General features: G+C 64.2%; 26 protein-coding genes. 9 read left to right on the top strand and 17 right to left on the bottom strand.

Annotated features, from left to right (window positions below; translation table 11 throughout):
• Nucleotides 1-153: 153 nt before the first annotated feature.
• From IEW02_RS24555 to IEW02_RS24545, 3 genes are all read left to right on the top strand, one after another.
• The gene (locus IEW02_RS24555) at nucleotides 154-504 is read left to right on the top strand and encodes a hemophore-related protein (RefSeq protein WP_188548011.1); all 351 of its coding nucleotides are present in this window, start codon (nucleotides 154-156) and stop codon (nucleotides 502-504) included.
• Nucleotides 505-542: 38 nt separating this feature from the next.
• A complete protein-coding gene (locus tag IEW02_RS24550; protein WP_188548009.1) occupies nucleotides 543-1667 on the top strand; it encodes a GGDEF domain-containing protein in 1125 nt (374 codons plus the stop codon).
• Nucleotides 1668-2156: 489 nt separating this feature from the next.
• Nucleotides 2157-3095, top strand: a complete 939-nt coding sequence (locus tag IEW02_RS24545) for a hypothetical protein (protein WP_188548007.1) — start codon at nucleotides 2157-2159, stop codon at nucleotides 3093-3095.
• Between the two features lie 8 nt (nucleotides 3096-3103).
• Here the strand turns inward: IEW02_RS24545 and IEW02_RS24540 are convergent, their stop codons facing one another.
• A complete protein-coding gene (locus IEW02_RS24540) occupies nucleotides 3104-4174 on the bottom strand; it encodes a cellulase family glycosylhydrolase (RefSeq protein WP_188548006.1) in 1071 nt (356 codons plus the stop codon).
• A 152-nt stretch (nucleotides 4175-4326) separates the two neighbouring features.
• On the opposite strand from IEW02_RS24540, the gene IEW02_RS24535 reads away from it, so the two are divergent.
• The 3 genes from IEW02_RS24535 (at nucleotide 4327) to IEW02_RS24525 (ending at nucleotide 6621) form a co-directional block, all read left to right on the top strand.
• A complete protein-coding gene (locus IEW02_RS24535; protein ID WP_188548004.1) occupies nucleotides 4327-5280 on the top strand; it encodes a hypothetical protein in 954 nt (317 codons plus the stop codon).
• A gap of 4 nt (nucleotides 5281-5284) precedes the next feature.
• Complete coding sequence (locus tag IEW02_RS24530) at nucleotides 5285-5896, top strand: hypothetical protein (protein ID WP_188548002.1); 612 nt, start codon at nucleotides 5285-5287, stop codon at nucleotides 5894-5896.
• Nucleotides 5897-6063: 167 nt separating this feature from the next.
• Nucleotides 6064-6621 (top strand): DUF732 domain-containing protein, encoded by a 558-nt coding sequence (locus tag IEW02_RS24525; protein WP_188548000.1) that lies wholly within the window; start codon nucleotides 6064-6066, stop codon nucleotides 6619-6621.
• A 10-nt stretch (nucleotides 6622-6631) separates the two neighbouring features.
• Here the strand turns inward: IEW02_RS24525 and IEW02_RS24520 are convergent, their stop codons facing one another.
• Nucleotides 6632-6907 carry a hypothetical protein gene (locus IEW02_RS24520; RefSeq protein ID WP_188547998.1) on the bottom strand — a complete coding sequence of 92 codons (276 nt, stop codon included), beginning with the start codon at nucleotides 6905-6907 and terminating at the stop codon, nucleotides 6632-6634.
• A gap of 178 nt (nucleotides 6908-7085) precedes the next feature.
• Here IEW02_RS24520 and IEW02_RS25390 point away from each other — a divergent pair, with 178 nt between their 5' ends.
• A complete protein-coding gene (locus tag IEW02_RS25390) occupies nucleotides 7086-7220 on the top strand; it encodes a hypothetical protein (protein ID WP_268236785.1) in 135 nt (44 codons plus the stop codon).
• Here IEW02_RS25390 and IEW02_RS24515 read toward each other — a convergent pair.
• From IEW02_RS24515 to IEW02_RS24505, 3 genes are read right to left on the bottom strand one after another with little or no spacing between them, the layout of a single operon-like run.
• Nucleotides 7195-7959 carry a polyprenol monophosphomannose synthase gene (locus IEW02_RS24515; RefSeq protein ID WP_188547996.1) on the bottom strand — a complete coding sequence of 255 codons (765 nt, stop codon included), beginning with the start codon at nucleotides 7957-7959 and terminating at the stop codon, nucleotides 7195-7197. The genes IEW02_RS25390 and IEW02_RS24515 overlap by 26 nt on opposite strands.
• Complete coding sequence (locus tag IEW02_RS24510) at nucleotides 7956-9467, bottom strand: ArnT family glycosyltransferase (RefSeq protein ID WP_188547994.1); 1512 nt, start codon at nucleotides 9465-9467, stop codon at nucleotides 7956-7958. Before IEW02_RS24510 ends, IEW02_RS24515 begins: the two co-directional genes overlap by 4 nt.
• A complete protein-coding gene (locus IEW02_RS24505) occupies nucleotides 9464-11089 on the bottom strand; it encodes a glycosyltransferase family 2 protein (protein WP_188547992.1) in 1626 nt (541 codons plus the stop codon). Before IEW02_RS24505 ends, IEW02_RS24510 begins: the two co-directional genes overlap by 4 nt.
• A 230-nt stretch (nucleotides 11090-11319) precedes the next feature.
• On the opposite strand from IEW02_RS24505, the gene IEW02_RS24500 reads away from it, so the two are divergent.
• Nucleotides 11320-12270, top strand: a complete 951-nt coding sequence (locus IEW02_RS24500; RefSeq protein WP_188547990.1) for a glycoside hydrolase family 26 protein — start codon at nucleotides 11320-11322, stop codon at nucleotides 12268-12270.
• A gap of 17 nt (nucleotides 12271-12287) precedes the next feature.
• Here the strand turns inward: IEW02_RS24500 and IEW02_RS24495 are convergent, their stop codons facing one another.
• From IEW02_RS24495 to IEW02_RS24440, 12 genes are all read right to left on the bottom strand, one after another.
• Nucleotides 12288-14528: a hypothetical protein gene (locus tag IEW02_RS24495; RefSeq protein ID WP_188547988.1), complete on the bottom strand. Its 2241-nt coding sequence runs from the start codon at nucleotides 14526-14528 to the stop codon at nucleotides 12288-12290.
• A gap of 94 nt (nucleotides 14529-14622) precedes the next feature.
• Entirely contained in the window at nucleotides 14623-14892 is a 270-nt protein-coding gene (locus tag IEW02_RS24490; RefSeq protein WP_188547986.1) for a DUF7218 family protein, read from the bottom strand.
• A gap of 127 nt (nucleotides 14893-15019) precedes the next feature.
• The gene (locus IEW02_RS24485; RefSeq protein ID WP_188547985.1) at nucleotides 15020-15601 is read right to left on the bottom strand and encodes a TIGR03086 family metal-binding protein; all 582 of its coding nucleotides are present in this window, start codon (nucleotides 15599-15601) and stop codon (nucleotides 15020-15022) included.
• Nucleotides 15602-15614: 13 nt separating this feature from the next.
• Nucleotides 15615-16088: an SRPBCC family protein gene (locus IEW02_RS24480; RefSeq protein ID WP_188547983.1), complete on the bottom strand. Its 474-nt coding sequence runs from the start codon at nucleotides 16086-16088 to the stop codon at nucleotides 15615-15617.
• Nucleotides 16085-16429: an ArsR/SmtB family transcription factor gene (locus IEW02_RS24475; RefSeq protein WP_188547982.1), complete on the bottom strand. Its 345-nt coding sequence runs from the start codon at nucleotides 16427-16429 to the stop codon at nucleotides 16085-16087. Before IEW02_RS24475 ends, IEW02_RS24480 begins: the two co-directional genes overlap by 4 nt.
• A 79-nt stretch (nucleotides 16430-16508) precedes the next feature.
• Nucleotides 16509-17309, bottom strand: a complete 801-nt coding sequence (locus IEW02_RS24470; RefSeq protein WP_188547981.1) for a polysaccharide pyruvyl transferase family protein — start codon at nucleotides 17307-17309, stop codon at nucleotides 16509-16511.
• Nucleotides 17302-18186 carry a glycosyltransferase family 2 protein gene (locus tag IEW02_RS24465; protein ID WP_188547980.1) on the bottom strand — a complete coding sequence of 295 codons (885 nt, stop codon included), beginning with the start codon at nucleotides 18184-18186 and terminating at the stop codon, nucleotides 17302-17304. The genes IEW02_RS24470 and IEW02_RS24465 overlap by 8 nt, the downstream gene beginning before the upstream one ends.
• Nucleotides 18183-18953, bottom strand: coding sequence for a WecB/TagA/CpsF family glycosyltransferase (locus tag IEW02_RS24460; RefSeq protein ID WP_188547979.1), 771 nt, complete (start codon nucleotides 18951-18953; stop codon nucleotides 18183-18185). The genes IEW02_RS24465 and IEW02_RS24460 overlap by 4 nt, the downstream gene beginning before the upstream one ends.
• Nucleotides 18950-20293 carry an O-antigen ligase family protein gene (locus tag IEW02_RS24455; protein WP_188547978.1) on the bottom strand — a complete coding sequence of 448 codons (1344 nt, stop codon included), beginning with the start codon at nucleotides 20291-20293 and terminating at the stop codon, nucleotides 18950-18952. The genes IEW02_RS24460 and IEW02_RS24455 overlap by 4 nt, the downstream gene beginning before the upstream one ends.
• Entirely contained in the window at nucleotides 20290-21375 is a 1086-nt protein-coding gene (locus IEW02_RS24450; protein WP_188547976.1) for a hypothetical protein, read from the bottom strand. Before IEW02_RS24450 ends, IEW02_RS24455 begins: the two co-directional genes overlap by 4 nt.
• Nucleotides 21372-22853 (bottom strand): lipopolysaccharide biosynthesis protein, encoded by a 1482-nt coding sequence (locus IEW02_RS24445; RefSeq protein WP_188547975.1) that lies wholly within the window; start codon nucleotides 22851-22853, stop codon nucleotides 21372-21374. Before IEW02_RS24445 ends, IEW02_RS24450 begins: the two co-directional genes overlap by 4 nt.
• Nucleotides 22850-23908, bottom strand: coding sequence for a glycosyltransferase family protein (locus IEW02_RS24440; protein ID WP_188547973.1), 1059 nt, complete (start codon nucleotides 23906-23908; stop codon nucleotides 22850-22852). The genes IEW02_RS24445 and IEW02_RS24440 overlap by 4 nt, the downstream gene beginning before the upstream one ends.
• A 1820-nt stretch (nucleotides 23909-25728) precedes the next feature.
• Here IEW02_RS24440 and IEW02_RS24435 point away from each other — a divergent pair.
• Nucleotides 25729-26772, top strand: a complete 1044-nt coding sequence (locus IEW02_RS24435; RefSeq protein WP_188547971.1) for a hypothetical protein — start codon at nucleotides 25729-25731, stop codon at nucleotides 26770-26772.
• Nucleotides 26773-26904 lie beyond the last annotated feature (132 nt).

The following is a 26904-nucleotide window of genomic DNA, read 5'->3' as shown; positions in this document are numbered from 1 at the left end:
ACGTCCCCAACGTGATCGGATGCAACCGCGTCCCCGAACCACCGGCCAAAACGATTCCTCGCATGCGCCGAGGGTAGCCCGCTCGCCTCCTTCTTCGCCCGCCGCGAATTTCGGCCGTCGGCGGGACACGGCTTCGTGAATTAGGATCACCGCATGGGAATTCGACTCACCGCACGCATGTCCATCGTCGGAGCCTGTGCTGCTGCGGCTGTCGTCGCCGGTTCCGGTAGCGCGTCTGCGCTGCCTCTCGACACACTCGTCAACTCGACGTGCTCCTTCAATCAGGTCGTGGCCGCCACGTACGAGGTGTCCCCGGAAGAGGGGGTCGCCCTGGCGAATTCGCCCATCGCCGGGCAATTCGCGTCGTTCCTGGCGTCTCCGCCGTTCCAGCGTCAACTCCTCTTCACCACGCAGCCGTGGATCGCCGACTCCATCGCCTCGTTCATCAACGGTCCCGGCGCCGGCCTGGCGGCAAACGCGTTCGCAACCTGCAATCAGTTCTGACGTCACGCCCCTGTCTCAATTGGTAGCGTGCGGTCACTGTGGCCACGCGTAAGTACCGTTCCGGAGACGCCGACAAAAGGCGTGCCCCGGTCGACCCGTACGTCTCGTCGGTCACCACTCCCATGCAGACGCGAGTACGTCTGAGTATTGCCGTCCTCGTCCCCATGTTCGGGCTGGCCGGGTTGTTCTCGCTGTTGTCCGAGGACGGTCCCGCATCCGGCGCTCCGACGGTCATCGCCGTTCTCGTCATCCTGTCGACCATTCCGGTCGCGTTCGCAGTCTCGTTGTCCAACAAGGGCTTTTCCTGGTGGGACCGACCCGCGGGACAGGAACGCGTCGTCGGGTGGTTCACCGTCTACGCGGACGCCGGCGTCACCATCGTCCTGTGCACGTTCTCCAGCCGCAGCGCCGCTCTGACCGGAGCGGTCCTGTTCGCTCTGGTCAGTACGTACGTGGCGCACTTCGCGGACCGCCGCATCCTGGTGGGCCACGTCGCCTTCACCACGTCGATCATCGTGCTGTTCGCCGTGCTGAGTGTGCAGCAGGGCGAGCACGACGTGGTCAGTGCCATTCCACGAGCCATTGTCATCTTCCTCGCGGTCAACGGCACGGTTGCCCTGACGAACGGATCGTCGCAGGCTCTCGACAAATCGCTGCGCAATCAGATCGTCAAAGCGCACACCGATCCACTGACCGGGGTGCAGAACATTCGCGGACTGCAGTACGAAGCTGCTCACCTCATCGACAAATCCGCATCCCCTATCGGCTTCATGCTCGTGGACCTGGACCATTTCAAGAAGGTCAACGACGAGCACGGTCACCGCACCGGGGACCGCGTTCTGATCCGGACCGCCCGGCGACTCGGTGCGTTCTTCGACGAGCCGGCGGTGGTGGCGCGTCGCGGCGGCGAAGAGTTCGTCGTCGTTCTGCCCGTCGACCCCGGCAAGTTTCACGCCATGGCCGACACGGTGCGCATGATGCTGTGCGACGAAGGGGACGACGTGCCCGTCACCGCCAGCATCGGCATCGCGGTGTTGACCGACATCGACCGCCGCACCCTCACGAGCTACGACTTGGTGACGGTGGGAATGCACACGGCAGACATCGCGATGTACCGGGCGAAGAGCAACGGTAGGAACCGCGTGGAGGAGTTCACGTCGTAGGTGCGGGCACGGTGCGGGCGTTGCCGCGCGCCCGTTCGCCTGACCGCGCACACCATTGCGCGCGCGAACAGGCCAAACCGCGCGCGGTCACGAGGCTGGGGTAGCCAACGAGAGCCCGGCGACCAACCGCGCGCCCGTCCGCCCAACCGCGCACACCATTGCGCGCGCGAACAGACAAAACCGAGCGCGGTCACGAGGTTCGGGTAGCCAGCAAGAGCCCGGCGACCAACCGCGCGCCCGTTCGCCCAACCGCGGACACCATTGCGCGCGCGAACAGACAAAACCGCGCGCGGTCACGAGGCAGAGGCCCGCCAGCGGTGAGCCCGGCGACCAACCGCGCGCCAGTTCGCCCAACCGCGCACACCATTGCGCGCGCGAACAGACAAAACCGCGCGCGGTCACGAGGCTGGGTAGGCAAAACCGCCCCTATCCACACCCCTGTGGATAACGGTCAGCGGGGAAACCTCGAACCCCTGCACGATCATCGGCATGACTCACGACGATCCGCTACTTCGCCGACCGGAACTGCTCGCACGCGGTGTCGGCGACGCCGAGATCAGGCGAGCGAGGCGAAATCGCAGCATCGTGACGGTGCAGCCCGGCCTGTATGTTCCGCCGAGCGTGTACGACGGGTTGGACACGACAGCACGGCATTTGCTCGCCGTTCGAGCTGCGGCGGACAAGACTACGTCGGCTGCGGTGGTCAGCCATCAGTCCGCTGCGGTCGTTCACGGTTTCGATATGTGGAAGCCAAATTTGGAGCGAGTTCACTTCAGCACGAACAATCGATCCGGCGGACGGCGCACCGCGCGTCGCCACCTGCACCCGTCCGTTCTCACGGATGCAGACGTCACAATCGTCGACGGTATAGCCGTCACCACCGCGGCGAGGACCGTCGCCGACCTCGCGAGAGCAGAATCGTTCGAGTTCGCGGTCTGCGTGGGCGATTCCGCACTGCGACTCGGTGCAACGGATCGCGACAGTATCTACGACTCGTTGCGCGGTCGCGGATCCGTACGCGCGTCACGCGCCATAGCTTTCATCGACGCCCGCAGCGAAACGGTCGGCGAATCGCGGAGTCGAGTTTATCTACAGCGCAACGGTTTCCCCGCGCCAAGCCTTCAACTGACACTGTTCGACGAGTTCGGCCTCTTCTTGGCGAGGACCGACTTCGCGTACGAAGAAGAGGGAGTCATCGGCGAATTCGACGGGTTGGTGAAGTACATGGCCGCGGACAACGGAACGAGAACGCCCTCGGACGTGGTGATCGACGAGAAGGCGCGCGAGGATCGTCTGCGCGAACACGGTTGGGTTGTGGTGCGCTGGAACTGGAACGACCTCGAGGCGGACCGTCTGGCCGGTCGCCTGCGCGCCGGATTCGCGACGGCACGTTCGCTCCCCCGTCCCAGGACTACGTCGGCAGAATGACCGCAATATCAAGTGTTCAGTGACCGAGCAACCGCGTACACGGGCTTTTGCGAATAGTCCGAACGCAACAACCCGAAGTTTTCGTCCCTGACGCCGTTTCCGGTTGCCGTGTCGCGGAAATCGAACAAGAACATGGGCCCGGAATACGGCAGGCTGCGCAAGTAGACGATCGCATCCCTCGTCCAGTTTGCTTGATCCGTTTCGGTGAAACTGTACGAGCCGCTCTTGAACGACGGCAGGCCGAATTCTGTGGACCACAACCGCTTTGCGGTATCGCCGTTGGCCACCATGGAGCTGCGAATGTTCTGTATGTGAATCTTGGAGTCGTAGGGTTGCGTGCCCTGCGAGAGATAGCCCTGAGCGTTGTAGGGGTGAAAAGCGGTTGCGTCGAAGAAACCCTTACCTCCGGCAGAGTAGATGCCCTTCATGAAGTCGCCGGGACTGTACTGCCCGCCCCCCGTCAGGGTGGGGCTGGTCCCCGCGGTGATCACGAAGTTCGAGGCACTGACACTCTTCAGTGCGCTGTGGGAAGCCTTCAGAAGTGCAGTGTATGCAGACACGGAGGGAGTCGGGGCCCAGGAAGCGATGATGTTGGGCTCGTTCCATATCTCCCAGAACTTGACGCTGGGCAAGGTCCTCGTCGCCTCGGTGCAGAACGACGCCCAGTCGCCGAGTCGCGCGGCGGCCGGAGCACCCTGCCCTTTCGTGACGCCGGGATTCTGCGCCCAGTACGGCACGTAGGTGAGACAGCCGAGGACGGTGAGCCCTCTGGCATTGGCGGCGTTGACCAGGTTCTTGGGAATGGCCCAATTGCGTGACCCCCGGTAGGGCTCGACGCTGGTCCACTGGATGGGTATGCGCACGTACCTGATCCCCGAGGCCGCAATGGCGGCGAAGTCCCTGTCGATCGTGGCCTGAGTGGGTGGACTGGTATTGACCGTCACGGCCGTGACGCCGAGCGGGTTGGTGTAATTGGGTGCGGCGTGGGCGATTGTCGGTTCCAGTGCTGCTCCGCCTGCGACAACTCCCGCTATGGCGGAATATCTGATGAAGGCTCGGCGATCGAAGTTCTGTTTCATGGGCAGATCGTGCGGTCCGATTGCGGCCGGTTCGGGGAGGCACACAAGTCTTTGGTGTTCGTCACGGAAATACCGCCGCAAAGACCGGCGTCAGCACAAGAAATTCGACGTAGGACATCGCCTTTGTTGCCGACATCAGGCACCCTGTACCTGTGACTGTGGAGAAGTGGACATTGGTCGTTGCGGCAATCGCAGCCGTAGCCGCGGTGTGGGCCGCGTTCACGTTGCTGTCCGCAGTGCGTAACCGCAACGATCGCCCACCGACCTCCCGCGTCGGCCAATTCACGCGCAATGGCGACCGCACCGCCCCGGACCCGACGTGGGCGCGCGACCACGTCACCGAGCGGTACCAGGAATTGCTGGTGACCCTTCATCAGTTCCATCAGACCTATACCGAATACGTCGAACCGAACCTGGGCAGTTCCGCGCCGGAGATCGGCGGTGCGTGGACGCGCATTTCCGCGGCGCAGGTGAACCTCGTCAATACCGCGCTGAAAACGCAATTGGTGGCACGCCACCGAACTCGACCCGTGATCGCCGCGCTGTTCTCCGTCGACCCGTCGGTGATGGTTCCTCGTGCCGGGCGGGCCGAAATTCCCATCATCGCCGTCGAACGGGCCCGCCGCGAGCGCCAGTTCTCCCTCGACCTGCTGGAAATGCTGAAGCGTTCCACACGAGCCGATCTCGGTCTTCTCGACCCGGCCGAAGAGGGTCTGCTCATCATGGAGATGAAGCGCACCGGCGTCTTCGCCGAGCCCGGTATCGACCGGTCGCTCGCGGCGGGCAAGGACACCGACGAGTTGCGCGACGTTCTGGCCTCCTACGACGTGCATCCCATCGCCGGCGCGGACACCGAGTTCTACATGGAGCCGGGCGCCATGCGTCCCTTCCAGGCGCACCATCCCGGACTGTCGGGTGATCTGCACGCCTTGCTGATTCATGACCGCACCTGGGTGGGTCTCGCACTTCGCGCCGATCTGGCCGACGACGCCGTTCGGTCGGTCCTCGGACGCGTCGTCCGCAACCTCGAGAGCGGTCTGCGCCGGGATCCGTACTGGGACCTCGCAGACGGAGCCAACGCCTTCGCGTATCGCGTCGAGGAGTGAGCTTGTGCCGCTGCGTAATCGGGTGACACCGTTCGGCGATATCGTCGAATCCGATTGTCGCGGAACGATCATGGGCAACCGCGGTGTGCTGCATGATTCGGACCGAAACATTGTGCGCTACAGCCGAAACCAAGCGTGGATCACCTGTTCGCTCGAGTTCAAAGAGCGGCGGCGGCCGATCATGGCGCCGAACCGCTGGACCGAACTCTTCTTTCTCGACGAAGCCACGGCGCTCGCCGCAGGCCATCGTCCCTGTGCCGAGTGTCGCCGTCCCGCGTTCCGCACGTTCCAACGCCTCTTCGACCGAATTTCTGAGACGCAAGCCCCCCGTGCCCCGGTTATGGACGCAAAGCTGGCCACCGAACGTCGAATCCGCGACTCCCTGCCACCACTCACCTTCCGTGCCGCGGCGGCAAATCTCCCGTCGGGCACGTTCGTCGTCGTCGACGGTCTCGCCCATCTCGTTCTGGGCGAGGAATTGCTGGAATGGTCGCCGGCCGGGTACACGGCACGTTGCGCCCGTCCCGCGGGAACGGTCGATGTGCTGACGCCGAAGTCCACTGTTCGGGTGCTCGAGCGCGGTTACCGCGCCGCGGTCCATCCGAGCGCCACGTAACGGCGCATTGGCGTTCGGCTATATAGAAACCATTCACACCTTGTGAGTGTTCTTCGTACCATCGGGGGTACATTTTCGCGCACAGGGGCGCAGCCCGCACCGAAACGAGAACCCACATGTCGTACCCCCGCGCCAACCGAATCGGTAGAAGACGGCACTCCAAAACAATGGTCCTGCGAGTTGTGGGGTCGGTGGTGGTCCTCGTGCTCGTGGGCGTCGGAACCTATCTGTTCGTGGAACGCCGCCAGGACATTGCGGCCACTCAGGCGTCCTACCGCTATTCCGCTCCTGCGGAGCCGTCGAGTTCGTCGGCTCGGGCCACCACGACGCGCCCGGTCGAGGCGCCCGCCGCGGCCCCAGTTGCAGCACCTGCCGTGACGCCCACCGAGGCTCCGGCACCGGAACCCACACCGGCGCCTGCTCCTGCACCTGCTCCTGCTCCTGCACCGTCCGCCGAGCCCGCCGCAGCGAGCGGTGCGGACCAGACGTATCTCGACCTGCTGACTGCGTCCGGCTACCCCGTGGACACCGACAACTCTCCGGTCTACATCGAGCAGGCGACCGCCGCGTGCCAGGAATTGCGGGACGGTCGCGCCGGGCAGGACGTGGTGAACACGATCTCTGCCGCCGCACAGGGCGCCGGTTTGACGGCCGACCAAGGTGAGGGTGTCGTCTACATCGGGGTGGCGGCGTACTGCGACGAAGTATCCGACCAACTCCCCTGAGCCGGACCGGCTACGGCGAGCGGTACGGCTTGAGCACCGCACTCTGCACCCAGTGCGTCACCGATTCGCTGCGCTCTTTCGACGCCAGGTCGTAGCGCACGCACCCGAGCCAGACGCCGTCCGTCGTCATGCTCCATTCCAGCAGGTCACCAAGGACGACCGTTCCCACCTCGAAGCCACCGGCCGTGAACACGTCGACGTGATGCGGCGGGTCGGGGAACAGTGCCGAGAGGTCGATCCACACCTTGACCGGTGGGCGCAGCAGACGGAAGGGCGCTGGATCCACCGTTCGATCATACGTTCGAACACGTGGTGGATCCAGACGTCCTCCAGATGAACGGCACAAACCAAACTTGCGCCCTGGTTTGTGACCATTCATACTTGCGCGTAACTTGTTTTCACGGACACCCAGGATAAGATCAGACTGGTTGTTGCACAACGTCTTTCACCTGGGAGGGTACTGAATGGCTCGGCAGCGCTCCAACTACAAGGTTCGGCATCCCAACAGTCCGACCGGCCTGCAATGGGCGATTCTTACCATTGGTCTGATTGCCCTCGTGGTGCTGCTTGCCATCACCGTGCTGGACGGTCGGCTCTGACCTCGGCCGCCGCCGGCGCGCTCACCCGCCCGGTCCGGTAGTCCACGCCCCACTTCGTCGTGCGCCACAGTGCCTCGCGCACCACGGACGAACTCATCTTGCTCGCTCCGGCCACGCGCTCACGGAACGTGATGGGCACCTCGGCGATCTCCCAGCCGGCACGGTGGATGCGCCAGGCCATCTCGATCTGGAACGAGTACCCGCGTGAGGCCACCGTGTCGAGGTCGATCGAGCGCAGCGCCTCGGCGGTGAACACCCGGTACCCGGCGGTCGCGTCGCGCACCTTCAGTCCCAGCGCCATCCGCACGTACGTGTTGCCGCACCACGACAGCACCTTGCGGCGCAGCGGCCATCCCTCCGTGCGGCCACCGGGGACGTAACGCGACCCGATCACCAATCCCACGTTGTCGACGCTCGCCGCCACCATCGACGGCAGATCCTCGGGCGCGTGCGAGCCGTCGGCGTCCATCTCGACCATCCGCTCGTAGCCGGTATCGAGACCGATGCGGAACGCCTCGAGGTATGCCGTCGCCAAGCCGGACTTCGCAGGCCGATGCATCACGGTGACCCGCGGATCGGCCTGTGCCAGCCGGTCGGCGATCTCACCGGTGCCGTCCGGGCTCTCGTCGTCGATGATCATGATCGACGCGTCCGGAACGGCGCTGCGTACCCGCTCCACCATCGAGCCGATGTTCAGCGCTTCGTTGTAGGTCGGGATGCAGACCAGAAGTTCACTCATCGTGTTTCCAACACCTTCGGGGTCCATACCAGGTAGTAGCCCGCGAACTCGTCGTAACGAGTGAACGGCACCTTGGCCGAGAGCCGATACGGCGTCTCGTTGTCGGTCAGATACTGGTTGATCAACTTGCCGTTCGACGTGTTCGTCGTCAGATAGATTGTGCCGAAATGCGATTGGTCGATCGCCGTCTGGTACGCCGGAATGCCCGATTCGCCTCCGTAGAGGAAGCCGAAGGTGTCGGACCACAGAATCGGGTCGATTTCACCGCGCAGCGCGTACCGCTGCGCCGACGGTTCCTCGCCCAGAACGGCTTTGCCGGGTGAGCGATCGATCTCGGTTCTCAACTGCTCGACGATCGCGCGGTCGTCCACCCAGGTGGTGAGGAACCGCTGCGAATGCGAGAGCCCCGATACCAAAAGTGCCGACCCCACCACCGCGACGAACGGCACGGCGATCCAGGCCGACTTGGAGAACAGCCACGCACCGAGTGCGCCGATCAGCGGAGCGGCGAAGATGATGCCGAACCCGACGTGCTTCGCCAGCGACGTCGACTCCCCGATTCTGATCTGCTGCAGCGGCACAATGATGCTGAGCAGCAACAGAACTGCGACGAGCGGCCACCGCCTGAGCATGGTCAGACCGCCGAGCACGGCCAGCAGCAGCCAGGGGCCCACCCACGCAACCGAGTTCGACACCAGATCCGAGGCGGACGCCGGCGAGATGGGCGTGCGATCGGTCGTCGTCACTTCGATGCCGCCCATGAGGTCGCCGGCCCAGAAGGTGATGACGAAGAACGCGGTGGCCGCCGCCGTGATGCAGAGCATGATGCCGCGTCGCACACTGCCCCATCGCAACATGTTCCACGACAACACGATTCCGACGAGCGCGAGACCCGGCACGTACACCGCGGTGCCGTACTTGGTGAAGAACGCCACCGCCATGATCACGCCGACGATCGGGGCGAAGAGGAACTTCGAATGCTGCGCGCTGTAGACGGTGACCCAGAAGCCCAACGCGATCAGCGCCATGGCCATCGCGTCGAAGGTGGCGAGGTGCGAGACGAAGATGACCGACCCGCAGACGGACAGTGCGCCGGCGCCGAGAAGGCCTGCGGTGCGGCCGAACAGCTGCGATCCGGCCCCGTAGGTACCGATGACGGCCACCATCATGAACACCAGCGACAGGATGCGTGCGGCTTCGAGTCCGCCGATCGAGTCGGCCAGGGCGCCGAGCACCGGGTACAGGCCGGGAGCGCCGGAAAAGTAGCCACCGGGATATTCCGAGACGTGCACACCGTCGACGACATGGTCGATCATGCGGTGTCCCATGAAGAGGTACAGACCCTCGTCCTGGAACGCGTTCGTGTTGGACCCCGGCCGCAGCGAGGTCACCGCCAGGCCGGCGCAGATCGCGGCCAGCCAGGCGACGGTGGACCACCGTCGGGGACGACGCTCTTCTACTGCGGGGACGACGGGTTCTGCCGACGGGCGTAGCTCGAGAACGGTCATGAGAGCAGTCCCTTCAGCACGCGGCGCGGGGTCATGGGATCGAACAGCGCGGGAAAGGTGGTGCGCCACGCAATCATCGGGTACGCCACGATCAGGTTGAGAAGCGCGAACGCCATCATGGGTGCGAAGTCGAGCCACCCGTGCTCGGGTGCGCGGAACAGCGCGCTCCCCAACATCAGCGTCTGCACGACGACGAGCCAGTAGAACATCACGGTGTTGACCCGGCGTGCGGTCGGCGAACGGCCTTTGACGCCGGTGGCCTGCCATGCATCGGTACGTCCGCGGAGTACGTCGAACAGGGCGAGCGAATGCGCGAACGAGTACGTCGACTGGATCCGCGTCAGACCGGGCATCGATTCGGTTCCCATGGTGATGACGGGAACGATCGACAAGCGCACGATCAGCGCCAGGAAGACGAACAGATAGTTGTTCAGCGACACCGCGTCCGGTGCGAGCAGCGCCATCAGGATCGGCGGGATCGAGATCAGGTAGATCGAGAGCGCCGTGTCGATGTAGTACATGAACCCGGACCAGAAGCACAGGCGCTGACGGCGGGTGAACGGCGCGGTGTGGAAGGTCTTGGAGAACAGCAGGCTCATCGACCCGGTGCACCAGCGGTACTGCTGATTGGCGAACTGCTCCAACGTGTCCGGGCACAGGCCCTTGGAGACGACCGTGGGGACGTAGCGCACCCGGTAGCCGACCTTCATCAGGTTGACGCCGGTGTGCACGTCTTCGCTGTGCCCGATCTGCGCGAAGCCGCCGCTCTCCTCGAGGGCCGAACGGCGGTAGATGGCGCACGTGCCCACGCAGATGGCGGCGTCGTTGACGTCGCGGGCCGGTTGAATCCACCGGTAGAACAGGATCTGCGTCGCACCGGCTGCGTGCTGCACCCAGTTCATTCGAGAGTCGACGTCGAAGGCCTGCGGGCTCTGCACGATCGCCACGTCGTCTTCGTCGGTGTACGGCATGAGCTCGCGCAGGTAGTCCGGCCGCGGCACGAAGTCGGCGTCGAAGATGGCGATGAAATCACCGTCGGACTCCTCGTAGCCGAAGCGAAGGTTGCCGGCTTTCTTGAGGTAGCCGCGATTCGGGCGGGTGCGGTACTCGAAACCGAACTGCGCCGCGATGTCCGCGACCTCGGGGCGTGCGGAATCGTCGAGCACGTAGACCCGGATCTCACCGTCCCAGTCCAGCCGACTGACGTGGAAGAACGTGTTTTCGATGACCGAAAGATCCTCTCCCGCACTGGGAAGGAACACATCCACCGACGGAACATCCTGTGGTGAGTACGATGCCACCCTATGGCGATGGCTCACCAGGGTGTCGCGCCGTTTCTGAGTGGACGTCAGAAGGGAGAGAACCATACCGATCGTGGACACCGCCAGCGGGATCAGCAGGGGTATGGCCCACGCCTGGCTGCGGACGAGGAACAGCAAACTCAGTGTGGTGAGGAATCCACCGAATGCCGATGCAAAAGGAACCCATCGGTGCGCGCTCTGGAGGTAGGTGTCACGTTCGAGATCTCCCGGCGGAGACGGCAACGTGATGTCGATCGAATCTTGGTGGGTCTCGAAGGGAAGTGCGACACGCTGTGCGGGCGCAGCGGAGACAGCAGTCATGGCGAAATCCTTGTGGGTTCGCGGACAAAACTGTCTGCGCACGCGGCTGCTGCACGCGCTACGACAGTGGAGTCTCGGGGTCTAGCGGAGGCAATGACTCCGTTGTCGGATGCCGCGAAAAGTGAAGCTGTCGAACAGTCCCCGACGACTGGTTCGAAACAACTTCCTAAACATACCCGCCGATCGGTTGAAGCGTGTACCTCCATCCAGGGATCCGGGAAATTGGCCCTGTGAGACGAGTCTCCTTGTTCTTGCTGGCACTGTCTCTGATCGTGACGTCGTGCGCCGCCAACGCAGAATCCCCCGAACTCCCGATGACCGACGGACGCACGTGGGGCATGTCGTCACAAGGCCCTGAGCAGGGAGTTGCGGCGGCCGTCGACACATCGAAGACGTTGGGGCGCAAGCTCGATGTCGTCAACTTCTTCGAAGCGTGGGTCTGGGATCGTGACCTGCCGACGGACACCTTGACGCGCATTCGCGACGCCGGGGCCATGCCCGCCATCACCTGGGAGCCGTGGGACCCCCGTAAGGACAAGACGCAGACCGACTTCCTGCCGTCCAAGATCGCTGCGGGCGACTACGACGACTACATCGGCCGGTGGGCCGTGGACGCCGACACGTTCGATCAGCCGATGCAATTACGCTTCGGGCACGAAATGAACGGAACTTGGTATCCGTGGGGAATCGGTGTAAACGGCAACACCGCACAGGATTACATCGACGCCTATCGACACATTCATCAGATATTCATGTCGGCGGGCGCAACCAAGGTGCAGTTCGTGTGGTCCTACGACACCTCCAGCAACCGACCCGCCGGCCTCCCCAATGCAGCCGACGCGTACCCCGGTGATCCGTACGTCGACGTGATCGGAATCGACGGTTACAACGGCGGGGCCGACGGGTCGTACTGGCAGACACCGGAGGAGCTCTTCGCACCCGCCATCGACGCGGCCGGCTCGATTGCTCCGGGAAAGACACTGTGGATCTACGAGACCGGCTCCGGTGACACGCTCGGCGACAAGGCGCACTGGATCTCCAGCCTGTTCGCGTACCTGAAGACCACCCGAGTATCCGGCGTGCTGTGGTTCGACTACGCGAAACCGGGCGAGGCGGACTGGACGCTCGACAGTTCCGAGTCGGTCACGTCGGCGACGCGGCAGGCGCTGTCGCAGTGGTGAAGGGCCGGTCCGCTCGGTCAGAGCCGCGACGCCCGCAACCGCACATCCTTGGGCCGCGTCACCGAGAACAGGTGCAGCGCCGAACCCGACTGCGCCACTGCGAAATTGCCGTCGACGATCATGCCCACCGTCGGACCACCCCACTCCCCGGTGACACCCTGGTCGGACACGACGAGAGTGCGGCCGTCCCGAGTAGTCACCAGCGCGACACTGTCGTCGATCCCCGGAAGGAACTGCGCACCCATCGCGTCCCGCACACCGGCAGCTTCGGCCATCCGTAGTGCCGCGGGTACGTCGATCGGCGGGAGAGGCTGCGGATTCAGCTCGACTCGCTCGTCACCGACACGCTCGAACGCCACCTCGCCCAACGGATCGAATGCCTCCGTCAGCTTCTCTCCGTTGGTGATTCGATTCAGGTAGGCCGAGCCGTCCACGTCGCGCACGGCCGCCATCTCGGCCGGTCCAACCTCCGCGAGCCAGGTGAACTCCACCGTCCGCACCCGTACCGTTCCTTCGAACGCCCGCCTGCCTGCGCGCTCGACGACCACCTCGCGCATCGTCTCGGCGGACGCCACGACGGCGGGTACCACGGCAAACCCGTTGTCGTTCGCCTCCACCTCGACTCGAAAGCCGTGGCCGCGCACCGTGATCAGCTCGCGCGGGTCCAGCCGGTCGATCGATGCCAGGTGACTGGCGAGGCCCCGACCGGCGCCGAGAGCGGGGATCCACCCGTCGACTTCGAGTGGCACCGGTTCGAAGTCCTCCTTCGTCAGCGTCTCGCCGATCGCCAGTTTGAGGTGCACGCCCGACAGGTACAGGCAGTTGTCCACGTAGTACACCGCAACGTCGACGCCGCCGTCCGCTGCACGTCGAATGACGGGCCGCCCCAGATCGACCAGCCGTACCCCGCGCGCGGTTCGTACGATCACGCGCACGTCGGAGGTGATGGCGCCGGCTTGTCCGATGGTGAGATCGAAGCCGACCCCGTCGGTGGTGATGCTCTTGATCGGCAACCCGGCGTTGGGGGCGAGTACTTCTGCGCCGCAGATCGCTCCGGCGTCGATGAGGGTGACCCCACCCCGGACCCTGACCTTGGGGTCCGACGCGTCGAAGTGCGTCGGCGCCGAGCCGTTTCCGGACTCCGCACGGGCGCGGCAGTTGAACCAGGCGGATGGCTTACCGAACGCGCTCACCCTCGCGTCGAGGACGTCTCGCGGCGCCTCGGCGCCCGGCTGCACCGGACCTCCGAGTGTCATCCCGGCAGGGCTCGAGGTGATGTTGGCCCACCGCGGGCGGGCGTCCAGGAACATGGGTATGGCGGGGAGTTCGAAGTCGTAGGAGAACGACTTGTCGCCGGTGTGGTCGACGTTCGGCAACATACGCCGCACGAGTCCGCGCACGATTCCTTCTGCGGTGTCCTCCAGGAAGTCGACCAGCCCGGTCAGATCGACGTCCCACTCCGCAGACATGCGTAGCGTCCGTGGGAGTACCAATTCGATTCCAGCAGTGATGTTCACGTCGATACCAGCAACGTCGACGCCGAGGACCTCGAAGTCGTACGACGTGTCCGCCTCGATCGCCGGGGTGGCGCCGTTCGGCTTCCAGTGCGCGTTGACCTTCGTCGGAAATTCGGAAGGAACCTGCCGAAGCAACAGCCCGACGGCGTCGTCCGCGTCGAGGAAGATTCCCCACTCCTGGCCGGCGCCGAGCTGGGACACCGTGCCGCCGGCGGTCCCGAACCGCAGCGCCACTAGCCCGTCGCCCAATCCCAGGGTGGGGTCCGCGGGCAGGAACGCCTCGAGGGCGGAGGCGATGGGTGCGCAGTCGAACAGCACCGTGCCCGCGATCGGGCTGATCGTGGCGCCGACTCGCGTCTGGATGAGCCCGGTGACCAACGGCGGAAGGCCCGGCGCCACAACGCTGTTCGACGGCGACCCGACGGTCAGCTTGGCACCGTCGATTGCCAGCGGGACGGTCACGTGCACCTCGCCCGTGGGCACCTTCGCGCCGTCGGGCACCGAATTCGAGTGCGAAAGCACATCGGCCGCATTCACTGTGTAGATGGCGGCCGTGAGCCGTATGTCGATCCCGCCCACCGCCGACGGCAGGATCACGACCGAGCCCGGCACCACGTCAAGGTGGTCCACTGTGATTGCCGGCGTGCCCGTCGGAACGCACATGGTGAAAAGCTGCTTCTGCACCCATTCGCTGACGGTGTGCGTCAGAACGGACTCGCGTACCTGTAGCTCGATTGCCATGTTCTCTCCCGAGGATTGTCAGTGGTGCGGCAATCGTGGGCTCGGAAGAGCTGCAGGTAACGAGTAGCGGACTACCCGTTCTTCGCGGGACGTGTCAGTGGTTGCGCAAGGCGTCGATCAGCTCGTCCTTCTTCATCTTCGAATAACCGGTGACGCCGAGTTCCTTCGCGCGGTCCGTGAGCTCGTCGACGGTCCACTCCTCGTACGACGGCGACTTCCCGCCCTTCTCCCCGATCTTCTCGCGGCCCTGCTTCGCCGCGGCGTTGGAGATACGGGCGGCCTTCTCCTTCGAGTTGCCCTCGTCGCGCAACTTCTCGTAGAGGTCCTGGTCCTTGAGCTGGGGCTGATCGTCGTTCTTCGGCATGGTTCAGCCGTACCCTGCGCGCATCGGCTCGAACCTCCGACGAGTACTTTTCTGCGCCCTCTGGGGTTAGCTTTACCACTTGGCATAGCTAACCCCAGAGGGGCGGCAAACATGGTGTGCCGGGTGGTCAAGACCCAGTTCGACCGGTCCACTTCGGATCCCGACCGATGAACCCGACGAGCCGCGTGACCGGATCCGAGTCTGCGGGCACCGATACGGCCGGACCGTACTGACCGGACGACCGGAGGATCTCCTCGATGCCGCTCATGCCGTCGACGACGTGGGCAGCGAAGTCGGGGTCCAGTCCACTGTCGGCACCGCGGGCGGTCGCGAGATCCCAGGTGTGCATGAAGATGTCCGTCGTATAGAAGCGGTCGATGGCGTCGCCGAGGCGGTGCGTCCCGGCGTACGGGTGCGTGAATTCGTCGTCCGCGCCGGGCCCGTCGAGCAGCCCCTGGATCTCCGCGCGGTGAGCGGCCCATGCGGCCACCGGGTCGGTTCGGATGGACGGGTCGTCCGCCAACTCCAGGTCGCCGGCGCGGAGGAACGCGCGCGACCATTCGACCAGGTGAGTCACGATGTCGCGGGCAACCCAGCCGTCCACCGGCGTGGGTGCGTCCCAATTCGTGACTGCGCCAACGTGTTCACCGAAACCGGTTGCGATCAGGCGATGACGCTCGGCGGGTGCGAGCTCGGCGATGGTCTGCATGGTGTCCATCGTGTCAGAGCTCGCCGAGCAGATCGTCGAGTTGGGAGTACCCGTCGTTCACACCCGACTCCATGCCCGACGCCAACCATCCGTCGCGACTCTCGAAACTGTCGACGAGGGACTGCGCGTGCAACCGGGTGCGGCCGTCGCCGAGGTCCTCGAACCGCAACGTCTCCAGCGCAACGTGGTCGGGTTGTCCTTCCCACGTGAAGGTCTGGACGATGACCTCGTCGGCCACCGTGTGGAAGCAGCCACGGAAGCCGTACTCGTTACCGTCTCGCCGCGCGACGTATGCCCACGAGCCACCGCTGCGGGCGTCCCATTCCAGTATTTCGGTGTCCATTCCGCGCGGGCCCACCCAGCGGGCGAACAGATCCGGATCGGTGTGGGCACGCATCAATTGTGCTGGTGTGACGGTGAACTCGCGCCTGATGTGGATGATGGGAACGTCTGCGTCGGCCTCGATGACGGCGTCGGAAACAGTCATGATGCGGTGTCCTTTCGGTTCGGAGTGTCCATCTCGGCCAACACTGCGTCGAGTCGCCGGTAGCGCTCTTCTGCTTGTCGGCGGTATCGCTCGATCCACTTCGTCATCAGGTCGAATACCTCGGCCTCGAGGTGGACCGGCCGGGTCTGCGCGACGCGGCCGCGGGTCACCAGGCCGGAGCCCTCGAGCACCTTGAGGTGTTTCGAGATGGCCTGCATGCTCACGTCGTACTGCTCGGCGAGCTCGCTCACCGTTGCGTCGGCGTCGGACAGCCGTGCCACCATGTCGCGCCGGATGGGATCGCTCAGTGCAGCAAAGACTTTGGACAGGGAGTCGGTCATGTTCAACCTTTCGGTTGAATACGAGTGTGACCGCACGCCCCCTCGTTGTCAACCTATTGGTTGAACAAACGCCACCCTGTCACCTGACGGTAGGAAAACTGCTCCACAACTCCGACGGGAACGCGTCCGTCAGGGCCTGCGCATCCCACTCCGGCAGCTTCTCTCCGCCCAGTCGTAGCGCCTGACACACGCTGTCCGCGACCCTGAACGTCGACCGGCCAGATCCGAGGTAGTAGTCCTCATACTTGAACGGCGGTTCGGTCTCGGATCGCAGCAACCGCGCCGGAATGCCGTACGACTCCGCGATCACGATTGCGTGTAGTGACGACCCGATCACAAGGTCGCTGGCCAGGATTCGCGAACGGATGTCCGTGAACGACCGTCGGGGTGACATCGTGTTCGGGTGATCTCGATACATCGCGAGGTCGTGAATGTTCGGGATGATCGTGTAGTCCCGCGTGACGATCCGCCGTGACGTTTCGGGCCACAGCGTCGACGCAAGCAATCCGGGGTCCCCGTACACGTCGGGAACGTCGGCTCCTCGATCTCGAAGCCACCGAGCAGTCAGTGGTCCGCGCACGGCCCGGACGTCCACACCGGCGTAGTCCCCCTCGGTACCTACCGATTTGCCGTTGATGCCGGCGCCCCACACCACATCACCCGATCGAGCGAGCTTCACGATGGACCCGACAGCGAGCAGCCTCGTCGATCGAGCGGTGCGACTGGTGTCGATCCCGAGCTGCAAGGCGAGTGCTCGCACGATCTTGGGGCCGAGGAGGTCGCCGAAGTTGTCGACGTGACCGCACACCGGCGCGAGGACCTTCCCCACTTTTCCCGGGATTCTGCTCGGATTCCAGTGCAGCACTTCGACCTCAGACATTGCGACCACGGTTTCGGAGATAGTCGGCGGTGCCGGACAGCCCGACCACCATACTGGCCGCGCTCGGCCGCGTGTGCCGCGTCAGCCGCGCAGCTTCGGTGATACCGCGCCTGTCCATCGTGGCGAGCGCCGACCGCAGCACCTGCGAGCACACGAAGTCGCCGTACGCGTGTGGGTCCAACTTCGACCCGTGTTGGTCGAGCCACTGTTTGCTCGCTCGCCAGTTGCGAGTTCTCGACACCGATGCGGCCGAATCCTTCTGTACGTGCACCAATGGAGCGCCGCAGAACTGCACGTCGACTCCGTCCAGCAACCGTACGACGAAATCCCAATCCTGATGCTTGGCCATTGACGGGTCCCACCGCACCCGCTCCGCATGGTCACGGTCGACGAGAATCGTGCTCGACTGCAGGTAGCCGTGTCCGTGCCGCAGGCCCGGTCGCCGAACGAGATACGACGCCAAGCTTTCTCGATCGGGGTCGAAAGCCTCCTTCGGCAGGATCGTCGTCTGCTCACCGTCGTGAAACTTGACGGCCGTGAAGCACACCGATCCGCCGGTGACGTCGAGCAGTTCGAACTGTTGCTGGAGCTTCTCCGGCTCCCACCAGTCGTCGTCGTCCAGAAATGCCACGTAGTCGGTTGCGGCAGAGTCGATTCCGAGGTTACGGGCCACCGCCCCACCCTGCGCGCCGTCCGTCACGACGAGCCGGTCTCGGCCGTCGAGCATGGATTCGACGGCCTTCTGCTCGTCCGGGCGGTCCAACACGACGACGATCGAGATGCCCAGCACCGTCTGCGCCCGCACGCTGTCGAGCGCACGACGCAGGTCCGGTCTTCCGATGGTCGGGATCACCACGGTGACGGTCGGGGTGGTCATGAGTGGTGCACCTTGTGTCGTAACCGGGAGCCGAGGCAGCGGCCCAGCAAGAACGGCTCGACCAGGTAGCGATGCGACAGCCTGCGGGGATCCGACGCCAATCGGTAGAGCCATTCCATCCCGCACCGGCCGAGGTAGCGAGGCGCCATGGCCTGCGTCCCGGACAGTTGGTCCAAGGCTCCGCCCACCGTCGCGATCACTGCTTCGGGAAGCAGGTCCCAGTCGTCGCGAATCAATCTTTCCTGCAACGGCATTCCGAGTCCGAGCAGGATCAGGTCGGGCCGGAAGTCGTGGAGCCCGCGGTACCCGTTGCGGCGCAACGCCTCCAACTCGCCGAACCCATCCCACATCTCGACGACGAACCGAGGATCCAGCGCCGCGATCCGGCGAGCGGCGCGGCGGTTCGAGTCGACGTCGGTGCCGATGACGGCAACCCGGCGAACGAACTTCGACTGCGTGAGGTGGTCGATCCAGTCGCAGGATCCGGTGCGGTAACGCCCGCCGAGCGGTGCCGCCAGATGTGCCACCCGGGAGACGTTCACGCCCACCAGAATGGGGAACCCGTCGACCAGCGACAGATCGGCCAGCTCGTAGGTCTGTCGGAACTCTGGTTCGGTGTTGAACAGGTACGCACTGTGCAGGTTGTGGTTCAGCATGAGCGTGCGTTGTCCGACCCGCGAGTCGATCCATTCGATGACCTCCGACGGGTGCATCGGGCTCACCGAGACATCCAGGCCCGGCACCTTGTATTCGGTTGCGACGGTCATTGTTTTCTCCTTGTCGGAGTCGAGCGAGTGGGAGTCGAGCGAGTGGGAGTGGAGATGATCTGGACGCCGGTCACGACGACCCAGAACGACAGCAGGAAGCCGCGATCGGCGAGATGGGAATGGATGCACATCGCGGCCACCATGGCCACGAGCATCACGGCGAGCGGGATCGCGTACGAACCCGGAACGCTGCGGGCGGCTCGCCACAGCAGACGGACCGCGGCGAGGACGACAGCCACTTCGAGCAGCAGAACGACGACACCGGACGACACGGCGGTCCTCAGCCATTCCGATTCGGGTGACTGCCACTGCAGCACGTATGGCACGCGACCGGTTCCGACGTACTTGTAGACACCGAGGCCGTGGCCGAGCAGCGGGCTGTCGGAGATGGCCGGAAGTGTCTCGTGCGTCCAGATATTCAACCGGAAGGCGACGCTTTCGGGCAGCAACGTGGACGCGGTGCCCGGGTCGGATGCGAGTTGCTTCGCGATGCGTTCGTCGATCGCCGACGAGAACGCCCACCAGAGCACTCCACCGACCGCCAGTGGGGCGATGATCTGACCGGGCCGCGGCTTGACCACCACCGCCACGCTGAGGAGTGTCACCGCGGTGACGGCAATGGTCGCGAAGGTGAAGGTTGTGACCTGACCGGCCACGAGCACGGCGAGCGCAACACCCAACAGGCGCAGTGGTTCTCGACGTCGATGTGCGCGCAGCAGCAGTGCGCAGCAAATGGCGATGCAGACGCAGAGATACCCGCCCAGCGCGGTCCAGTGACCGATGGTCGCCGTACCGCGGATGTCCCACCCGTTCTCGATGCGCGCCTCCAACGCGGAGCCGGACGTGATGGATGCCAGGCGACGGTTGACGCCGAACAGGCCCAGCACCTGCAGGAGAGCGAGTACCGCGACACCCACGGCGGGGATCAGGAAGCAGCGCGCGAACCGGACGACGCGATCGGCGGTGCCGAACCGTCGTTTGAGTATCACCACCACCATGGCCGCCAGCACCAGGTCCAGCAGCGGTCCCAGCTCGAGGGGTACTTGGAGGTGGCCGGCGTTGTAGTACTCGACGACGACCTTCGCAACCAGCCAGGCCCCGAGCAACGCGTCGATGGTCGAGAAGCGGGAACCGGGAGATCCGGGAGTGCGGCGCAACACCATCGTCCAGGCAAAGGCCACCGCGATCATGATCACCGACGGCGGCAGTCCGGCGACTGCGGGGCGGTTGACGCCGACGACCGCGACCGCCGACCCTACGAGCAGTGCGATGGACCTGTCCGAGAAGTCCAAGGTGTCACGGTGAGCGAGATCGACCGGGGGTGTCACGGTGCTCGTCATCGCGGACTCCGCTCTGCGAGTGCTGTGATGTCTGCTTCGATCTGCGCATCGAGCCCCTGAATGCGTTGCTGCGCAACCGCTACCGAAAGGCTGATCTCGGGGCCGCGGCGCAGGGTCGCGGTCAGGAACTCGTCGATGTCGGCTTCACGACCGTCCACCTCGTCGAGCACGATCGCATCGATACCGGCCGCGGAGAAGTGCCGCTGCACCTTTCGGTCCGGAGTGGCGCTCAGCGCGGCCGGTACGGCGCCTTCCGTGCATCCGATGATCAGAGCATGGATGCGGTCGCTGACAACCATGGCCGCTCGGGCGAATTCGGCTCGGATCACACGCTCCTGATCGATGTGGCTCCGGCTGTCCGGCCAGTCGACGTGCTCGCACCCGATCTGCTGGGCGAGCCGGCTCATGGCGTCGTTGTCCCGCCGAACCTGCACCACGGTGCGGACGGTGAGAGCGTGGGAGTCTGCGAATCGGGAGATCTCGTGCAGACCCTTGTCCGACAGGGCAGGCCGATCGCTGCGGAAGGTCAACACGAGCGTGTCACGAACAGAACTGGTCGCGCTGGAGACTGATTCGTCGAACGCCCAGTCCGGGACGATCGGGCCGGAGCCGAACGTGCGGCCCGACTCGGTGTCGCGCCAGATAGTCGTGGTCGTCGTCCGGCCGACGAGGGACACCAGCGCACCTGCGATGCGCGCGGTGATGCCAGAGCGGTCCTGGACCGCACAGCCGGCTCGAACAACGAGGCCACCCCTCATCCGAACGAGCAACTGTGGAAGCAGAAGTGCCAGCTGTGACTGCACGGTCTTGCTGTCGAGTTGGATCTCACCCGCGTTGTGCACCAGAACGGTGGATCCGCGAACGGCACTGCGGCACAACGCCTGAAGCCACCGCACGCGGCTTCGCTGCACTGTCACCGCTGCCGAGCCGACGAGCGCGTCGACGAAACCGCCGCTCCCCTTGCCGACGTAGACCACCACGCGCGCACCGGGTGCGGACAACGCGTGAAGCAGGCGACGTCGCAACACGATGTCTCCGATGTTGTCGTCCTGGCCTGTGCACCAGAGGAAGACTGTCGTCATGCAGATGCTCCGACCGGAGTCCGATTGCGTCGCTTGAGGTCGGGAATGAGTGCTGCGAGTTCCTGGAGGTCTCGCCGGTACGGCCCCACCGCGAGGTAGGACAGCCCCACCACGGCCGCGTAGACCACCGCGCCGACGACCAGAGACCACACCGACTCGGCACCGATCAGGTGGACGACGGCCAGGCCCGCCGCACACGCCGGGCCGTACACGGCCAGTCCACTCAGCACCGGAACGGCCATGGCCCGCCACGGAATCGCCGCCGCCGCACTCATCCACCGCAGTCCGATCGGCCATGACGCGGCCGACGCGATCGCGAAGCCCAGCGCAACGCCGCGCACACCCCACTGAGATCCGATCACAATGGCCGCGACCAGTATCGACTTGGTGACCAGTGTGTAGCGGAGGTTGCTGCCGGTCAGCCCCTTCGCCAGGAACACCCAGTACATGGGGTACGTCGCGGTCTGGAAGATGCCGGCCAAGGCGAGGATCTGGAACAGTGGCGCGGTCGGTTGCCACGCCGGTCCGAGTGCCAACGCAATGGCAGGCTCCGCGATGGCGACACCGAGCAGCAGTGCTGCAGCAACGGAGTTGACCAACGCCGCTTGCCCTGTCCGGAGGTAACGAACGAACCGCAGCGGGTCGTTCTGCAACCGTGCCAGCAGCGGGAAGGCGACTTTGGTTGCGGGCGCGTTGATCTGCGTGACAGGCAGCATGACCAGTTGAAATGCTCGGTTGTAGAAGCCGAGGGTGGGGGCGCTCACGATGCGTCCCAGAATGATGGTGTCGACGTTGCGGGCGGCGTAGTTGATCACCTGAGTGAGACCGAGGTTGCCGCCGTACCGCAGCAGCGGACCCATGGTGCATCGACTCGGCATCGAGGGGACCCACCGGCACGACGACACGGCGATCGTCAAGATCACGACGGCCTGAACCACTTGCTGAATGACCAGCGCCCACAGACCCAGCCCCAGCGAGGCTGCGACGATGGCAGCGACCAGACCGGTGATCACGGACAGCAGCTCCGCCAGAGCAAGATTGGTGAAGCGAAGGTCGCGCGCCAGCCGTGCCCGGTACTGACTCGCCATCCCGTTGACGACGAACACCGACGCCACCGCGTGCAGGGTGAGTACGAGCGCAGGGTCCGAGTAGAAGTCCGCAACCAGGCCGGCGGACCCGTAGACGATGCCGCACAGCACGATTCCCGCTCCGGTGTTGATCCAGAACAGGTTGCTGTGCTGCTTCTGGCTCAGGTCCTCGGCGTGAATAGCGGCGGACGACAGCCCGAGCTCGCGCAGGGTCTCACCGATACCGACCACGACGAGCACGATCGCCATCTGGCCGAACACGGCCGGATCGAGCAAGCGGGCGAGTGCCACGAGGGCGACCAGCTGCAGGACCATCCGCAGCACTTGGCTGGCCACCGTGATGGCCGCGCCCCGTGCAGCGATGGACCGCATACCCTCGACGTCGCTCACAGTGCAGAGGCTTTCGCGTCCTGGTGTGAGCCGGCACCGAGTGCGAGTGCGTACACCTCGGCGTGGCGCCGGCCCACCGTAGGCCAATCGCGGCCCTCGAAGTGCGGGAGGTCGCTGCGCTTCGAAGCGCGGAATGAGTCGACGGCGCGGTCGATGGCACCGCTGTCGATATCACCGTCGAAGAACTGAATCCACTGGGCGCCCACCTCGCGTTGCAGCGCTTCGGTGGTGTCGGCGCGAGGGACCAGAACCGGACGGCCCAGCGAGAGCGCGACGAACAGCATGCCGGAGTTGTGAATGGTGCGGTACGGCAGCACTACGCATTCCGCTTCGAGAATTTCTTCGACGAGTTGGCGGTCGGGGATGAAACCGAAGTGCATGAATACGTGTGAATTGTGCTGCGCCGCAGCTTCTACTGCGCCCTGAAAGGCCGCGTCGACAGGTTTCCCCACGATGCGCAGCGTCAGGTCATGCCTCACCCCGGCCAGCGCGCCGATCAGTTCGAGAATGCCCTTGTACGGCCGGATCAGTCCGGCGGACAACAGAACACCCTGCCGAGCGTGGGAACGGCGCTCGATCAGCGGAGCAAACCGTTCGATGTAGTCGCCGTGCAGGATCGTCTCGCACGGCCGGTCGTCCGGGGGCTCGGTCGAGGTGTTCAGCCGAACGTAGACCGAGGTCAGACGATCGAGCGCCTCGATGAAGTTGGCCTCACCCGGCGCGACACCCTCGTGCGGGGAGGGGTTGTGCAGGGTGCGAACCACCGCAGTCCGGCGGCGTCGCAGCCTGGCGATCAAGGCATTGGCGAGCGCCCGCTTGCCGCGTGTCTTTACAGGGGTGTCCGCGCGAACGAGAAACTCCGGCCAGTGCACGTGGAAGACGTCGTAGTGGCCGAACAAGGCTGCAGCCCAACTGAAGTAGATGATCTGCACGTTGCCCGGAATATGGGTGACGATCTGATCCACGTACCGTGTGGTGCCGTCCGGAGGGTCGAGTGAGAGCAGCACGCGGACCGGCTGCGAGGCATCCGCAGATGCGCGACCGTTCACCTTCATGCCGAACTCCCGACTTGCTAGCCACGCCGCTTCCCCTATCCAGCGCACACCAAAGAATGGTTCGACCAGGATGGTCTGCCATTACTTTGTGTTGATGCGGCGAATAGTTCGCGAAGCGGCATGCTTCTCCCGACACCCCGCCTGAGCAGGGTCATGGCCCGTGTCCCAGCGAGCCAATTCGTAAATGACACACCCGTTCCAAGGTTTCGTCAAGTTGACCAAAAACATTGAACCTGTTGCGCAAAGGCGTAAGTCGAAACCATTTTGCGGATTGTTTCGGTTCGACACCAACGAATTACGGACCACATTGCTCGAACGCCCGATTCCGCACGCTACGTCCGAGTACGCGCGATTTGGCCGACCGAACGAGACGGTGCGGGCGCCCGAAACGAACCTTGATACGGGTTCCTCATCGGGTTTGCGCAAATGTGCTTCTCTAAGCTGCCAGCGTCCAATCCGAGTGAACACTGCAGGCAAGACGGAGCGTTGGAAGGCACGGCCGCTTGACCGCGCGCCTGTTAGTCCGAGCTTGCGTGCGATCCGGAGTACGGGCCGCCAGCCTTACGGTGCGCCAGCCTTACGGTGCGAGCAACGCCACTAGCACGACAGCGATGCCATACGCCCGTCGAATGTAGGACGTCCAGCAGTCACGACGATTCCATCGTCCATACCTCCACCGGCAACATTCTTCAGCCGTGTCAGACGCCCCACATATCGGTGGGTGAACTGCAGAGATACCTCTACCCTCACAACGAAGAAGGGGCGACGAGGCCCGCCAACCGTGCGCAAGACCGTGGGTGGTTATTCATGTGGCGTTTTCGTGTACGCGGATGGATTCTCTGGCGGCCGCTGCGCTGATGGCACGAGTGGTGTTCGGCGACCCTGATCGCCCATAGCATCTGCCTTCATTCATTTGGCGGATGGCGCCAGGTCCTCCGGCCTGTCAACCTTGGCCAGTCAAGCCCTTGCAATGAATGGAACTCCTTGTGACAACTCGATCTCGGCGTTCCACTGCAGTTGCCTCGGCAACCGCCCTATTCACTTTGGTAGCCGCACTAATGGCGCCGATCGCCTACGCGCAACCTGATGCACCGACCGAGACCAGCAGCCCAATTGAATCTGCGACCACTTCGGCGGCTGTGCCTACTCAAGGCACGGTGACAAGCGATTCGTCGGTCGCACCCACAAGCCTGCCAGAGTCGTCAACGACCACCGCGGAGCCAACAAGTACTCCGAATAACCAAGAATCCGCCCCGGAATCCACTACCGAGCGGGCCTCACCCACGCCGCCGACGACTGAGGCGACCTCAGTGCCCGGGAGCGAAGTCGAGTCGTCGCCGATTCTTGTGACCCCGGATGCCAAGACCCCTCCTGCTCGACAAAGGACGACGGCGTCCACGAATACAGCGCCGGCCTCGGCTCTGGCAGCCCCATCCACCGTTAACCTTCCTGTAAGCGCGACCGGCGGATTTACCCGCGCTGGTGAATCGGTTCGCTATCGCAACGACACAGGGGCGGAAATCGTCGTATATGTCATGGTCGACGGCGAGGTAACCGAAACGTACACAGTTCCACCCGACCAGACCATCGATCTCGCATTATGTCGAAACGCAACGCAAGAGTGTGCGTACGGTGCCGGTGCCTCGGTCGATGGACCAGACCTGGATTCAGGCTTGGCAATCTCCCCAAACGACAATGCATGGCTCGGGTCCGTTGCTACACGGACAGATGGTCGGGCGCCAGGGTTCGCTCCAGGATTCTCTGCTACCAGCGGTTCCCTGACCTATACGAATACAAGCGCCAGCAAGGTCGTCCTGGGCGTGACGACCGTCGAAGGCAGTCGCACCGAGTCGGTCGAGGCAGGAGCAACTGTCATGCTGCCACCGTGCTCATCTGAATGTGCCTACGCAGTTCTGATCGAAAACGGCGACGCGTACGACGTGATCTCAACTTCGAATGTCGATCAGGGCCGTACTGAGCACATGTTCACTACAGGGTACGGTCCAATGCTGCAAGAAACAGCAGAAGGCCTGGCTTACACAAACTCCAGCCAAGCCACGACATACGTCCTGTACAGCTTTGAAGGCGACGTTGACGCCAAGATCGCGGTCCGCCCAGGGGCCTCGGTGGTGGTGCCACGGTGCCCAACTACGGTGAACGCTTGCCACTACTCCATAGGCGGTAGCTCTGCGGACGGCGAAAGTCTTGACGCAACCCTGATCGAAGTCCGGCAATACCGCATCGACGACCCGCCCGCGCCAAACCAGCCCACCGATCCAAGTACTTCGCCTGTTCCGTCGGCGCCTGGATCCAACAACGGATCACGTCGAGATCGAGCAACGACATCGATGACCAGTCGCCCCCAGGTGCTTCTTCCGAAAGTCGGCGGAATTCAGTCAAATACGGTAAGAACGTACCCTGGGCAGCCATCGAGGAGCGCATCTAGCGATTGGACTGTACCCATCGAGAAATTGGACGTGTGCGCCAACATCGGAGGAGTCGCCAAACTCACTCAGTCCAACCGAATTTCGGATCTCGCGTTGCTATGTCCCTCGACTCAAATCGGTAATCAATTGAGCGCCGGTAACTTTGGGGGTGCGATCAGCACGGCTTTGGGGATGGGCATGGGACAGGTATCTTCAGCTTTGAAGACGAGAGGTGGACCGGCAGGTTATCTTGCCGGGGTAGCGATCGACGTCTACAGCTACGGTTTTTCTGAGTTCAGCAAATCGGACTTCAGCCAGCAGACCCTCGGCAGCACCATCGCGTATGCGGCCGCCAATCCAGCTGTCCTCGCGCAAGAGACCGTCAAAGCCGTGGGGATCGTTGCGTCTAACATTTGGTCGGCCTTTATCCCCTGGTGAAAGGTCGACAGACGGCCGACAACTTTTGACTGTCGATCGAGCGGACGTCCGAGAAGTGCAACTGCCCTGACCGCCAGCTCCATTGCGCACGCGGTCAGTCGAAACCGCGCGCAGTTACCAATCCAGTTCCAA

It is taken from the genome of Rhodococcoides trifolii (assembly GCF_014635345.1).
In the GTDB taxonomy this organism is placed as follows: Bacteria; Actinomycetota; Actinomycetes; order Mycobacteriales; family Mycobacteriaceae; genus Rhodococcoides; species Rhodococcoides trifolii.
The sequence above is the reverse complement of the archived record's forward strand: the minus strand, read 5'-3'. Positions and strand labels throughout refer to the sequence as shown.

What these genes read in the sequence shown, in the direction of transcription:
- IEW02_RS24555 (WP_188548011.1), top strand. Translation starts at nt 154, where the DNA reads ATGGGAATTCGACTCACCGCACGCATGTCCATCGTCGGAGCCTGTGCT.
- IEW02_RS24545 (WP_188548007.1), top strand. Translation starts at nt 2,157, where the DNA reads ATGACTCACGACGATCCGCTACTTCGCCGACCGGAACTGCTCGCACGC.
- IEW02_RS24540 (WP_188548006.1), bottom strand. Translation starts at nt 4,174, where the DNA reads ATGAAACAGAACTTCGATCGCCGAGCCTTCATCAGATATTCCGCCATA.
- IEW02_RS24525 (WP_188548000.1), top strand. Translation starts at nt 6,064, where the DNA reads ATGGTCCTGCGAGTTGTGGGGTCGGTGGTGGTCCTCGTGCTCGTGGGC.
- IEW02_RS25390 (WP_268236785.1), top strand. Translation starts at nt 7,086, where the DNA reads ATGGCTCGGCAGCGCTCCAACTACAAGGTTCGGCATCCCAACAGTCCG.
- IEW02_RS24515 (WP_188547996.1), bottom strand. Translation starts at nt 7,959, where the DNA reads ATGAGTGAACTTCTGGTCTGCATCCCGACCTACAACGAAGCGCTGAAC.
- IEW02_RS24510 (WP_188547994.1), bottom strand. Translation starts at nt 9,467, where the DNA reads ATGACCGTTCTCGAGCTACGCCCGTCGGCAGAACCCGTCGTCCCCGCA.
- IEW02_RS24505 (WP_188547992.1), bottom strand. Translation starts at nt 11,089, where the DNA reads ATGACTGCTGTCTCCGCTGCGCCCGCACAGCGTGTCGCACTTCCCTTC.
- IEW02_RS24495 (WP_188547988.1), bottom strand. Translation starts at nt 14,528, where the DNA reads ATGGCAATCGAGCTACAGGTACGCGAGTCCGTTCTGACGCACACCGTC.
- IEW02_RS24490 (WP_188547986.1), bottom strand. Translation starts at nt 14,892, where the DNA reads ATGCCGAAGAACGACGATCAGCCCCAGCTCAAGGACCAGGACCTCTAC.
- IEW02_RS24485 (WP_188547985.1), bottom strand. Translation starts at nt 15,601, where the DNA reads ATGCAGACCATCGCCGAGCTCGCACCCGCCGAGCGTCATCGCCTGATC.
- IEW02_RS24480 (WP_188547983.1), bottom strand. Translation starts at nt 16,088, where the DNA reads ATGACTGTTTCCGACGCCGTCATCGAGGCCGACGCAGACGTTCCCATC.
- IEW02_RS24475 (WP_188547982.1), bottom strand. Translation starts at nt 16,429, where the DNA reads ATGACCGACTCCCTGTCCAAAGTCTTTGCTGCACTGAGCGATCCCATC.
- IEW02_RS24470 (WP_188547981.1), bottom strand. Translation starts at nt 17,309, where the DNA reads ATGTCTGAGGTCGAAGTGCTGCACTGGAATCCGAGCAGAATCCCGGGA.
- IEW02_RS24465 (WP_188547980.1), bottom strand. Translation starts at nt 18,186, where the DNA reads ATGACCACCCCGACCGTCACCGTGGTGATCCCGACCATCGGAAGACCG.
- IEW02_RS24460 (WP_188547979.1), bottom strand. Translation starts at nt 18,953, where the DNA reads ATGACCGTCGCAACCGAATACAAGGTGCCGGGCCTGGATGTCTCGGTG.
- IEW02_RS24455 (WP_188547978.1), bottom strand. Translation starts at nt 20,293, where the DNA reads ATGACGAGCACCGTGACACCCCCGGTCGATCTCGCTCACCGTGACACC.
- IEW02_RS24450 (WP_188547976.1), bottom strand. Translation starts at nt 21,375, where the DNA reads ATGACGACAGTCTTCCTCTGGTGCACAGGCCAGGACGACAACATCGGA.
- IEW02_RS24440 (WP_188547973.1), bottom strand. Translation starts at nt 23,908, where the DNA reads ATGAAGGTGAACGGTCGCGCATCTGCGGATGCCTCGCAGCCGGTCCGC.